The following is a 13271-nucleotide window of genomic DNA, read 5'->3' as shown; positions in this document are numbered from 1 at the left end:
TCACTATTTTAAATCACTTATTTAAAGTTTGTTTATAATTATTCATTAAATCCTCATCGGAAATCTTCTCTAGCACCGTCGGATCCATACCCGCTTGAAGCAACATCTTGCGCAATGAAGCTGCGTCAGCTTGACCGGCCAAAACCTTTTGTGCGTCAATAGTGTCGGTACTACTAGCAGATAAATTCAATATTGGCTGACTGCCTCCTGATTGATTTGCCTCCTGTCCTACGGAATTTAGTAAGGGATTATTACTCTGCACTCCATTTATTGTCGTCGATGCTATCGTATCAGTCCCAACCGCATTACAAATAGCCCCCGTTGGACAATTCGGATCCTTACCGCTATCAATCTCCACCTTATCACTAAAACCATCACTATCGGAATCCTCTAAATATGGCGAAGTTTTATAAGTATTAAGCTCATTGTAATCAGTCAGGCCATCACCATCGGTATCCTTGGTCATATTCACAGTTGCTGGTACCTCAGTATCGGTAGTTACCGGATTGGAGTTGGTCACAGTCGAAGAACCGCTCAAAGGTGCGGAAATACCCTGCTTAAACTGAATCATCCAAGCAATAATTATGAAAAACGAAAAAAAAGCCAAAACCGCGACCGCGATCTTTTGGCCTTTACTCAAAGGTGGTCTTGAATAATACTGATTATAATCAACAACTTGATTACTATCATTCAATCCACCAACATCTTCTCTGATGTTTTGCTCTTCTTGCATGAGGAATTTATTATGAATATGAATCACCCAAAGGGACTCCGTTAGGGTTATCAACAACTATGATAATTATAACATATTTGCCTCCACTTCGACAAGCAATCTCTTCCAATCGTCAAGCGCCAATTCCTGAGCCCGTGCTTTTTCATTTAAGCCCACTTTTTCAATTACTGGCAAGATCTTTTCTTGAGGCACATGATATCCGGACGACAGATTATTCTTTAACATTTTACGCTTGGAAACAAATCCATGCTTTACCAATCTAAAAAATCGCTTCTGGTAAGCCGCATCTTCAACTGATTCAAATGTTTTCAGCTTAATAACCGCCGAGTCTACTTTTGGGGCTGGCCAAAAATCATTTTTGGGCACCACCTGAACAATATCACCATTCGCGAAAAACTGCACTGAATTAGCCAAAATACTCATCTGTCCCGGCTTAGCAATAATCCGCTCAGCCACTTCTTTTTGCAACATCAAAACCATCAACTCTGGCCGATTGTCAGTCTCTAAAAAACGACGCAAGAAAACTGAAGTAATATTATATGGAAGATTGGCTACTATTTTATATTTGTTAGCCACAAAATCCACGCCCTGCAAGTTTAAATCAAGAATGTTCTCATTGCGCACCTCCACGTTTTTAATCCCTTCCTTGGTCAAATTTTTGACCAACAAGGCCGCCAGGACATCGTCTAATTCAATGGCAATGACTTTTTGCACCTTTTCCGCTAATTTTCGTGTCAAAAACCCCAAACCAGGTCCCACTTCTAAAACTACGTCAGCTGCCTGCAAATCGGATGCCACAATAATATCATCATAAACTCCTTCATTAATTAAAAAATTCTGCCCCTTTGACCGGGCAGGCTCAATTTTATTCTCTTGGCAAATTTTTTGGGTTTTTTGTAATAAATTCATAGTTACTTTTCAATCTCCCTCGCCCTGGCGGGAGAGGGTTGGGGTGAGGGGAAAATTATTTAAACGAAGCAATTACATAATCAAATACCTCTTTTATTTTATCAACCTTATTCGCCTTAGCCATACAACCGGCACAACCAGCAGTTGAGGCCAAAACACCATTATCCATTAGAACATTAGACATGCCACCAGCAATTAACTGACCGCCTGATGTCAGGCCAGCCTGGGCGATAGACGTATTCAAGAACAAAGCATTCATTCCCATGCCGCCAGCTGGTGACCCGCTCACGTCAGAATACAAAGTGCAACTTGCCGCGTCCTTAGTTAAACAAAGCGTTCCGCCCTCACAGAGAGGTGGATAGCCGGTTGTAAAACAAGGAATTACCGTCACCGTTGTCAATCCAATCTGATACGGAAAGCCGCCCACTGCTTGTGCACCCTGAAATAAATGAAATTTACCAGAATTACTTACAAAAAAATAAGCGCCGACCATGGACAATGCAAAAAATGACAACAATATTCCTTTTTTACTTTTTATCTTCATATCAACATTATACCAAATTTATAAAAAAATAGAAAATGTGCTAAAATAAATATATGAAAAAAATTCTAACCGCCATCACAATCCTATCATTTCTTCCTCTGAGCACTTTTGCTGACACCAGTCTTGCCGCTAAACTTTCTGGTCAAATTCTAATTCAAGTCGAAGCTCACGGAGAAGCGTGGTATATTAATCCAGGCGACAACAAGCGCTATTTTCTTGGTCGCCCACAAGATGCTTTTGAGTTAATGAAAAAACTCAGCCTTGGCATTAGTAACGCCGATTTGAATAAAATCGTCCCACGAGTTGAGACAGGGCCAATTGACAGCGATGGCGATGGTTACAGTGATGAAATTGAAATCAAGAATAACTACAACCCATTCGGCGCAGGCAAACTTAATATTGATACCGCTTTTACAACTCATCATCTCGGCAAGATTTTTTTACAAACCGAAAAAAACGGCCAAGCCTGGTATGTAAATCCAAGTGATCAACGAAGATATTTTCTTAATCGCCCCTGCGACGCTTTTACCATTATGAAAAATCTCGGACTCGGCATCAGCAACAAGAATCTTGAAACAATTCCGGTCGGCATACTTTATAATGAAATCAGTACGCCAGCGCAACCAGTCGAAACACCAAGTATCAATGATCCGATTAACGCAGCCGCTAATGCCATTCGAAACGGCAATAAGAGTGAAGCGGTTAAGTATTTCATACCGACAATGAAAAAAGCTATCGAATACACCGTCGACTTCCTCAATGCCGAAGGCCGTCTCACGCTTGGTAATATCCTCTCTGGCTCTCGACTCGAATCATCTACTGAAACCAAAAAAACATACTTCAATGAAGTATATTTTAATGGGGAAAAAATTCCGGTGCGTTTTTATATAGAGAAGATTGACGGCGTGTGGTTGATGACAAATCTGTAATTTTCAAATTTACCCCTCACCCCGACCCTCTCCCGCCGGGGCGAGGGAGAATATAAATTATCTGATAACAATATTAACTAACTTACCCTTAACAACCACCACTTTCACAATCTCCTTACCATCAATCCATTTCTTAATCACGTCGCTTTCTAGAGCGACTTTTTTTGCGTCTTCTTCGGTAATATCTGATGCCACCTCAATCGTATCGCGAAGCTTACCGTTCACTTGTACGACCAATTGAATCACCTCATCAACAATCTTGTCTGGATTATATTGTGGCCAACTAGATTTAAGAATGCTTTCGCTGTGACCCAATTTTTCCCACAACTCTTCAGCTATGTGTGGCGCAAATGGCGCTAAAATTTGTAATAGTTTTTCCACCGCCATCTTTGGCAAAATCTCATAGCGACTCATCTCGTTGACCAAAATCATCATCTGAGCAATTGCGGTATTAAATTTAAAATCCATGATATCCTCGCCCACTTTCTTAATCGTCTTATGCACCAAAGTGGCAAATGGTTTAGCAATGCCGGCACACTCATCAGTAGCGCAATTACAATTTTCCAAGTGTTTATTTTCAACAATATTATAAATCTTTTCCAAAAATTTTCTGACACCCACAATCCCCTTCGTATTCCATGGTTTCGCATCCTCCAATGGTCCCATAAACATTTCAAACATACGCAATGAATCAGCGCCGTGCGATTCTACTACCTCATCAGGATTAACAACATTACCAAGTGATTTTGACATCTTACGTCCATCCTCTGCCAGAATCATGCCCTGATTACGTAATTTTAAGAATGGCTCATCAAAATCAATATAGCCTAAGTTGTGCAAGACCTTGGTAAAGAAACGCGCATACAGTAAATGCAACACCGCGTGTTCCGCCCCACCAACATATAAATCTACCGGCAACCATTTTTTAATACTTTCCTTTGAAGCAAATTCGTCTTTGTTTTCGCAATCAGTATAACGAAAATAATACCAACTTGAGCACACAAAGGTGTCCATTGTATCTGACTCACGACGCGCAGCTGCACTGCCACACTTTGGACATTGCACATCATGAAAAGTTTTTGAGTAAACTAACGGCGATTCACCAGTCGGTTTGAAATCTACATCCGTCGGCAATTCCACTGGCAAATTAGCATCCAACACTTCACCACAATCATCACAATAAATCACCGGAATCGGCGCGCCCCAATAACGCTGACGAGATACTAACCAATCACGCAAACGATAATTAATTTTGCGCGCACCAGCTCCTTTCTCCTCAAGCCATGACATCATTTTTTCACGCGCTGCCGCCGATTTCAAGCCAGTGAATTCACCAGAGTTAACAAGCACACCATCATCGGTAAAAAGCTCTTCATCAGTGCTCTGCTTACTATCAATAGATTTTTTAATTTTTAAATCATACTTCTTCGCAAACTCCCAATCTCTTTCATCATGTGCCGGCACCGCCATTACTGCACCAGTTCCATAACTACCCAAAACATAGTCGGCTACAAATAAAGACACCTCTTCGCCATTAAATGGATTAATCATCTTCACCCCCTTGAGTTCGACTCCGGATTTTTCTTTCGCCTCCATACGATCCAGATCGGTCTTGTGTTTAGCTTCTAAAATATACTGCTCAACTTCGTTGTAATTTTCAATTTGCAATTTCAAGTTTTCAATCAGTGGATGTTCAGGTGCCACTACACAATAGGTGCAACCAAAAATCGTATCGACGCGTGTCGTAAATACTTCAAGATGTTCTTGGCTATCGCTAATCAGAAATTTAACAAGTGCACCTTCAGATTTTCCAATCCAATTACGCTGTGCTGCCTTGATTGATTCCGGCCAATCAACTTTATTCAAACCATCCAAAAGACCAGTGGTCTGACCATTCTGTTCAATAAAATCCGTGATCTTAAAAAACCACTGCTCTAAATCTCGCTGTTCAACCTTGGTACTGCAACGCTCACAAACACCTCCATTAGCTTGTTCATTGGCTAATACTGTTTGACACTTTGGACACCAATTCACTTTAGACTTCTTTTTATAAGCTAAACCATTTTTATATAACAAAGAAAAAAACCATTGTGTCCATTTGTAATATTCCGGCGTTGAAGTATTAATTTCTTTACTCCAATCATAAGACATGCCCAGACTCTTAATCTGACGCGTAAAGTTCTTGATATTATCCGTTGTCGTCACCGATGGATGAGTACCAGTCTTGATCGCGTAATTCTCCGCCGGCAAACCAAAAGCATCCCAGCCCTGCGGATGCAAAACATTCTTACCGTTCATGCGTTGATAACGAGACATGATATCCGTCGCTGTATAGCTCTCGACATGACCGATGTGCAAACCAGCGCCAGACGGATAAGGAAACATATCTAGACAATAATATTTATCCTTGCCCTCATTATCGCCAGTTTTATTGATTCCACTCTCTTCCCATTTCTGCTGCCATTTTTTCTCAATTATTTTATGATCGTACATATGTTTTAAAATTAAAATTAAATCGTTTTATTCCCTCTCCTTGCCAGGAGAGGGTTAGGGTGAGGTAGTTTTCTGTGCACTAAACAAAATATTATCCACAAACCATCTTCCGACAACCCCTCACCCCGTCCCCTTATTATTTGTCGGACGAGGATTGCGCTAACCCTCTCCCGCGGGGCGAGGGAGACCATTACCCCTCTTTTTTATATAGAATTATATTTGTTTTGTGATTTTAATATTCAACTCTCGCAATTGCTTCTCATCAACAACAGTCGGACTGTCCATCATCACATCGCGTCCTTGACCATCCTTAGGAAAGGCATAAACGTCTCGCACGGAGTCGATGCCAAGAAGAATCATCAAGACGCGGTCAATGCCAATCGCGGAACCGCCATGAGGTGGCGCACCGAATTTGAAAGCATTGATCAAGCCACCGAATCGAGCATCTACTTCCTCTTGTTTGTAACCAGCCAATTCAAAAGCTTTATACATAATCTCTGGATTGTGATTGCGAATCGCACCGGATAATATTTCATAGCCGTTGAAGGCTAAATCATATTGATACGCCAAGATGTCGAAAGGATTTTTTTCTTGCAAGGACTTGAGTCCGCCTTGAGGCATTGAGAATGGATTGTGTGAGAAATCGACACGACCTGGTTCAAGCTCAGACATTTCAAACATCGGGAAATCTACCACCCAGACCAATGAAGCCTTTTTATCGTCTTTTAGACCTAAACGCGTGCCACAGTCACTACGAACCGCGCCAAGTGCCTTCCAGACGGTCTCAAACTTGTCAGCGCCAAAGAAAACGATATCACCCGCCTTCGCCTCCAATCTATCCACGATTTTCTTTGCCAATTCTTCACCCAAAAATTTCACGATTGGCGACTGCAACTCACCGCCTTCTTTTAAAATAATGTATGCCAAGCCTTTCGCTCCTTTCGTCTTCGCCACTTCAGTCAACTCATCAATCTCCTTACGACTAAACTTCGCACCACCATCTACTTTCAAGGCGTGCACGACGTAACCATTTTTCGCTGCCATATCCGCAAAGACTGAGAAGCCACAACCAGCCACCATCTCCGTTATCGGCTCAATCTCTAGACCATAACGCAAATCCGGCTTATCACTACCATACTTAGTCAAACATTCCATATATGGAATTCGCAAAAATGGTTTGTTAATTATTTCCATGTCACTAAACTTCTCAATCACTTCGATCATTAAATTTTCAATCACACGCCACACATCTTCCTGTTCCACAAAGCTCATCTCCATATCGACTTGATAAAAATCTCCTTGATGACGATCTGATCTTGGATCTTCATCACGGAAACATGGTGCGATTTGAAAATATTTATCAACGCCACCAACCATCAAGAGTTGTTTGAATTGTTGCGGCGCCTGTGGCAAGGCATAAAATTTACCCGGATGAAAACGTGATGGAATCAAAAAATCACGCGCTCCTTCCGGAGATGAATTAGCCAAAATCGGAGTCTGTACATCAATAAAATCTAGCGAATGAAAATACCGGCGCATGTGTGTCAAAACATCATCACGCATTTTCATAATATGTTGCATGCGTTGTCGGCGCAAATCCACAAAACGATATTTCAAACGAATATGTTCATTAATTTCACTTACCTTATCTTCATTCAATTCAAAAGGAGGCGTTTCTGATTTATTCAAAATCTCCACACTAATAGCCTCAATCTCAATTTCTCCAGTCGCTAATTTTGGATTGACCATATTATCTGGTCGCGCAATCACTTTACCAGTCACCTGCAATACCCATTCACTCCGCGCCGCATCCGCTTCGCTCCAAGCAGCTTTATTAATTTCTGGATCAAACTTGATCTGCGTCAATCCATAACGATCACGTAAATCAATAAAAATAATTCCACCGTGATCACGTCGGCTATGCACCCAGCCGGATAAGATTACTTCCTCATTTAAATTTTTCTTGGTTAATTCACCACACTTATGTGTTCGCAACATATATTTTTATATTTTTATATTAATAATTAATAAAAAAAGACTCGTCTCTGAACATCAAAAAAAATGACATCCAGGGACGAGTCTTCACCCGCGGTACCACCCTCATTTCCCAAACAATCGGGACACTTTTAGACAGCGATAACGGGGCTTATCCGGCAGATTCTACTCCTTGCCAAAATGACAAATTTCTTTCTGCGCCTTTTTTGGTGTTGGCCAAAATAATAACGGCTTTATATAGAGTAATAATACAGATAAAATCAAAAAATGTCAAAATATGTAATTTTATCTAATATTACATATATATCATTATTTAGATATAAAAAACAGATTTATTTTATTACAATCTACCCATTCCCATCGACCCAACTATCCCACCACGACCTATACCTGGTGCAGCGCTATTTTTAGATCCGAAACCGCCTGCGGGCTTATAAGCATCCTTATCCACCGACAAGCCCTTATTATTCTCATTTTGAAAACTAAGATTTTTACGAGTACTGGCGCCACCAATTGAAGCACTATGTACTCCTTGATGAACAACCTGCGCGCGAGCTTTAATATCTTTCATAAACATGGATCCCCGCTCAGATTTCTGTTGACCAAAGCTAGCCGATGCTCTTGATGCGGCAATATTACGTCTTATCATTATTTTTCTTATTTTTTCCTCTGCCCTTAACTCACTTGATGATTTTATTTTCTTACTATTAAAAGCCTTATCAATTTTTTCCCTAGAACTTTTAAAACTACCATACTTGCTCAATCCTGCATTATTTAATATTGTATTTTTTGTTTCATTGTTTTTTGTATCCGCCCATTTTTTAAGAAATTTACCCAACTCCTTTTTTGATCCATCTCTGCTCAATTTTTCACCAGTCATTTTCTCAACAACCGTTCTTACTCCTTTGTTGTCTACTAAATGATTTTTTTCGATTATTTCTCTAATTTTTACATTTGATAAATCTGACATATATTTGCTTTGCCACGCCATAGTCCAGAACACTCGGGACAACAGCGGATACCTCATTATTAAAATTTTATTTATATCTTAGCGCCGCCAAACAATTAATATTAGCAGCGCGCTTAGCTGGATAAAATCCCGTAATCAAACCAACAAAAGTGGAAAAAATAATAATCAACATGATAAACCATAAGGGCGTATAAAACAAATCAATTCCATTACCACCCATTGCGCCCGCTAAAAAATTAACGCCATAATTAAACACTTCGCCACCGGCCATGCCAATACCAATACCGCAGGCTCCGCCCAGAAAACCGATAATCACTGACTCGGACAAAAACATACTCCAAATATCCAAACTAGTAGCCCCCAGAGCCTTCATAATGCCGATTTCCTGCGTCCGCTCCAAAAGAGCAATAGTCATCGTATTAAACATGCCGATAGCTGACACTATCAAAGCCACAATACCAAAGGACGCTAAAACAATTTGCAAAATTTTAAATATCTGATTGGCCTGCTCAATAACATCAGACAAGGCACTGACCGTAAAGCCTTTTTCCGTAATTGCATTTCTAACAAAATCCAGGCGCTCTTTCATGTCAACTCTCACCTTGATTTTACTAAAATTTTTAGCAGATAAAATATCACTATTGGTAAAAGGCATATAGACATAGCTAGCACTTTCATCATCAATCACGCCAACAATTTGAAATTCTCTGTCGAGACTAATTGAATTTCTTAATTTCTTGTCAGCACCCTCAACAACATTTGGTAATAATAAAGTAAATTTAATATTGGTATTAAAAATCTTATCGTCGGCAATATTAAAAAGCTTTAAGGCGGTTGATGAAATAATTATTTTGTCTTTATCCTCTTCGGTATTTTCATAAAAACGCCCGATTTTCAAAGTCGTACCATCGAGTTTGAAAAAGTCCCTATCGGAAAAATTAACGGCCAACTCTGATGAAATATCATTAATATCAGCCTGCGATTGCGTTGTAAGCAGCGGACTAACCTTATCAACGCCAGCAATTCCTCGAATATTTGTCAATAAATTTTCATCCATCTTTAGATTATCAAGATCACCGGTAGCGACATCTAGACTCAATAATGCATCCGAAGTGGTAATTTTATTTAAAATAAGTTGCTGTAAGCCATACCCAAGCGACACCAAAAACAAGATAGCGCCAATGCCGACACTGATACCCAAAATAGTCAAGATCGTCCGCGACCGATTGCTCCTAAACATTCTTGTTGATAATCTTAATACATCCAATGTTAACATAAACTTTATTTATTATTAATTTTCTTTAAGCGCTCTGCAATACTATTCATCACCCTAGATGATTCTAAATCCATGGCTGAATTGGACACCATGCTAGCACTCTCTGCTTTTTCCAATTTAAGTTTTCGCATGCTCTCGTTTTGCGAAACACCAAAGCCAACTACTAAAACCAATTCCATCTCATCCGTTATTGCGCGTGCCGTTTTACTATTCAAGCCCACCCCATCCTCTTTGAAAGACTTGTCTAAATAATTATAAAATTCCGATTTTTGCATATTGTTTTCAAAGCGATCCTTAACAGCACTCTTCAGCCTACTCAATTGAGCTTCGTCTAAATTTTGATAATGCTTATTATAGCAAGTTTTTAATAAATAATCAGTCAGTTTCTGTGTCTTTTCCTCAATAACAACTTTTTCATGCCCGCCTCGCTCGTTCTTCACCTGATGAAATTTTTGCTGCATAAAATAAGCTAAACGGATAATTCTATCCATTCTTCTAATAATCTTTTCTGACGACCTAATGTCAAAACCAATACCGCCATCACGCGAAGGACGATGCAAGATATCTAAAAATTCCGCCCTGGTAATAGTTCCCATCAACTGACGTTGAATAGCGTCTTCAAAGACTTTTGTTTCCTCATAATTCTTCTCAGACGTAAAATAATTAACAAACATCTTTGACTTATAGGGCATAATCAAAATATTTATCTGTTCATTCGATAATCCGCTATAAGTCCGCAGCATGGATGCCATTTCCTCGGTTGGTGATTTAGCTGTTTTTCCGTCCTCTTTTTTAGCCAATGGCTTGCCCTTATTCTCGTTAATTTCTTCCCTGATTATCACCCCGTCTTTCATATGAATAATCCGATCAGCATAAATAACATTTTCTGGATTATGCGTCACCATAATAATCGTCTTTTTTTCTTTGGTATTTAAGTCACTGAGGATATTTAAAACATTTTCCGCTGAAGTTGAGTCCAAATTACCAACGGGCTCATCTGCCAAAATCAAACTCGGATCATTAACTATTGAACGAGCAATGCCAATACGCTGTTGCTGTCCACCAGACAATTCAGTTGGAATACGATGTGCCTGCTCCAAAATGCCAAATCTTTCTAGAAGCGTTTTTGCCAAGGCATTGCGCTTGCCGCGATGAGTGTTTATAAAAATCTGTGGCAGGGCCACATTGTCCAACACGCTCAAACTAGTAATCAAATTATAGGCCTGATAAATCATCCCCACCTCGAGACGATGATAATCGGCAAACTCACGACCATTCATGGCCATCAAGTCACGCCCCATCACGTTAATCATCCCCTCGTCCGGCTTTTCCAGTCCAGCTAAAATATTTAACAACGAAGACTTCCCACAGCCAGACGGCCCCAGGATTGCAATAAATTCCTCCGGATAGATATCTAAGTTAATATCAGCTAAGGCTTGATACTCATTATCTTTTCCCTTGTTGTAGGTAAAATTTACTTTTTTCACCTCGATAATTGGATTAGTATTTGCCATATATTTATTTTTTTATTATAACATATTTTGATAATATAAAAAACCTGTCCACGTTGGACAGGTTTTTTGTGTAGCTAAGCTAATTTTCTTATTTTATCTCATACTCCCGCATTGTTAACTGTGCTTCAATCTGCTTTACCAATTCAATTACCACTGACACCACAATCAATAAGGATGTGCCGCCAATTGCTAATGACTGAACGCCAGAGAAATATTTCAACACCAAGGGCATAACAGCAATGATAGCCAAGAATAAAGCTCCAACAGAAATAATTTTGTAAGTTGTGTTTGATAAGTACTCAGCTGTGTGACGTCCTGGTCTAATACCAGGAATAAATCCACCTTGCTTTTGTAAATTCTCAGCTATTTGATCAGGATGAAAAATAACTTCCGTATAAAAGAAAGTAAAGGCAAAAACTAACACAAAATATGAAATACCGTAGAATAACTGATTTTGGAATAAAGTAATAGTGTGCGCCGCGGTGTTAGCAATCCAGGTAGTTTTTGCATGAATGAAAAACTGTGCGATCATTGATGGAAATAAAATTACTGAAATTGCAAAGATAATTGGAATCACGCCAGCCATATTAACACGCAATGGCAAATGAGTAGAAGTACCACCATGAACATGTCCGCCTCGAATCTGCTTCGCATACTGCACGGGAATGTTACGTTGCGCTTCTGTAATATAAATAACCCCCACAACAGTCACAATCGCAATCACAATAAAGGCAATAAAGGTAAATAATTGGTCAGCGCTATATGTCGCCATTGTCTGTTGCAATTGCATTGGCAAGCCAGATACAATACCAGCAAAAATCAAGAAAGACACGCCATTGCCAATATTTTTTTCCGTAATCAATTCACCAATCCACATCAAGAAGACTGTGCCCGCAGTCACAACAACTACCATACTCAATAAATCAAAAGCAGAAATATCACCCAAGATGTTTGCTTGCGTTCGACGCAAAAGCGTAATCATACCAAAAGCCTGCATCGCTGCCAAAGGAACTGTTAACCAACGAGTCCACATATTAATCTTTTGTCGTCCAGACTCCTCCTTTTGCATTTCTTCAAAACTTGGAATAATCATACCCAATAACTGAAAAATAATCGAAGCGGTAATATAAGGAGCAATACCCATCATAATAATTGAAAAGTTTTCCATACCTCCACCAGAAAAAACATTCAACAAACCCATTACTTGGTTAGATGCAAAAAATTGTTTCAAGGCCTCAGCATTTACGCCCGGCAAAGGAATATGTGCCGCAAAACGAAATACAACCAACATCGCAAACACGAATAAAATATTTTTTCGTAGATCCTTAATTTTCCAAATTTGTAAAAACTTTTCCATATGATTTTTAATTATTTATATATAAAAGCAATCGGCTTTTTGTATAGTTGAAAGTTCATGCTTCTCAACTATAAAAAAATGTAGCAGTGCTACATTTTTTTATTTATAAAATTGTTCCGTCTAACTTGGTGATTTTTTCTTTAGCACTTTCTGATATCTTGATATTCTCAAAGGTCAAACCCTTTACAGTCAACTCACCGTCGCCTAGTATCTTTACAGTGATTGCCTCTTTCGAAATCAAGCCCTTTTCTTTCAAGACTTTGTTATTAACAATGTCCTTATCCTTAAAAACATTCAAGTCGTCCAAATTAAGCACTTGATCTTTCCCACTCAAAGATTTAAAACCTCTTGATTTTGGAACTCTCAACAAGATTTGTCGCATACCCAATCTCTTTAAACCACTCACACCGGCACGCGCCTTTTGACCCTTCAAGCCCTTACCAGAGTAAGTGCCGATACCAGAACCATTACCACGACCAATTCTCTTCTTAGGTTGCTTCAAGCTCTTATTTGATTTAATTGTATTTAATGATAATGTCATAAATTTGCTA

At 39.3% G+C, this 13271-nt stretch carries 11 protein-coding genes; 1 reads left to right on the top strand and 10 read right to left on the bottom strand.

What is annotated here, in order from left to right; genetic code table 11:
* Positions 1 to 13 precede the first annotated feature (13 nt).
* From KKD45_03270 to KKD45_03260, 3 genes are all read right to left on the bottom strand, one after another.
* Positions 14 to 733, bottom strand: coding sequence for a hypothetical protein (locus KKD45_03270; protein ID MBU4309524.1), 720 nt, complete (start codon positions 731 to 733; stop codon positions 14 to 16).
* A gap of 66 nt (positions 734 to 799) precedes the next feature.
* Positions 800 to 1642: a ribosomal RNA small subunit methyltransferase A gene (gene rsmA, locus KKD45_03265; GenBank protein ID MBU4309523.1), complete on the bottom strand. Its 843-nt coding sequence runs from the start codon at positions 1640 to 1642 to the stop codon at positions 800 to 802.
* A 55-nt stretch (positions 1643 to 1697) separates the two neighbouring features.
* On the bottom strand, positions 1698 to 2186 hold the full coding sequence (locus KKD45_03260; protein MBU4309522.1) for a hypothetical protein: 489 nt from the start codon (positions 2184 to 2186) through the stop codon (positions 1698 to 1700).
* A 53-nt stretch (positions 2187 to 2239) separates the two neighbouring features.
* Here KKD45_03260 and KKD45_03255 point away from each other — a divergent pair, with 53 nt between their 5' ends.
* Entirely contained in the window at positions 2240 to 3115 is an 876-nt protein-coding gene (locus tag KKD45_03255) for a thrombospondin type 3 repeat-containing protein (protein MBU4309521.1), read from the top strand.
* Positions 3116 to 3172: 57 nt separating this feature from the next.
* On the opposite strand, the gene leuS is transcribed toward KKD45_03255, so the two are convergent.
* The 7 genes from leuS to rplO form a co-directional block, all read right to left on the bottom strand.
* Positions 3173 to 5608 (bottom strand): leucine--tRNA ligase, encoded by a 2436-nt coding sequence (leuS, locus tag KKD45_03250; protein ID MBU4309520.1) that lies wholly within the window; start codon positions 5606 to 5608, stop codon positions 3173 to 3175.
* Positions 5609 to 5821: 213 nt separating this feature from the next.
* Entirely contained in the window at positions 5822 to 7606 is a 1785-nt protein-coding gene (aspS, locus tag KKD45_03245) for an aspartate--tRNA ligase (protein MBU4309519.1), read from the bottom strand.
* Between the two features lie 337 nt (positions 7607 to 7943).
* Positions 7944 to 8573 carry a hypothetical protein gene (locus KKD45_03240; protein ID MBU4309518.1) on the bottom strand — a complete coding sequence of 210 codons (630 nt, stop codon included), beginning with the start codon at positions 8571 to 8573 and terminating at the stop codon, positions 7944 to 7946.
* A 67-nt stretch (positions 8574 to 8640) separates the two neighbouring features.
* A complete protein-coding gene (locus tag KKD45_03235) occupies positions 8641 to 9849 on the bottom strand; it encodes an ABC transporter permease (protein ID MBU4309517.1) in 1209 nt (402 codons plus the stop codon).
* Between the two features lie 5 nt (positions 9850 to 9854).
* Complete coding sequence (locus tag KKD45_03230; protein MBU4309516.1) at positions 9855 to 11363, bottom strand: ABC transporter ATP-binding protein; 1509 nt, start codon at positions 11361 to 11363, stop codon at positions 9855 to 9857.
* Positions 11364 to 11451: 88 nt separating this feature from the next.
* On the bottom strand, positions 11452 to 12720 hold the full coding sequence (secY, locus tag KKD45_03225) for a preprotein translocase subunit SecY (protein MBU4309515.1): 1269 nt from the start codon (positions 12718 to 12720) through the stop codon (positions 11452 to 11454).
* 103 nt (positions 12721 to 12823) lie between these two features.
* A complete protein-coding gene (gene rplO, locus KKD45_03220; protein ID MBU4309514.1) occupies positions 12824 to 13261 on the bottom strand; it encodes a 50S ribosomal protein L15 in 438 nt (145 codons plus the stop codon).
* Between the last annotated feature and the right edge of the window lie 10 nt (positions 13262 to 13271).

Source organism: Patescibacteria group bacterium (assembly GCA_018897195.1).
Classification (GTDB): Bacteria; Patescibacteriota; Patescibacteriia; order Patescibacteriales; family UBA12075; genus JAHILH01.
Note: the sequence above shows the minus strand (reverse complement) of the source record. Positions and strands in the feature narration are given on the sequence as shown.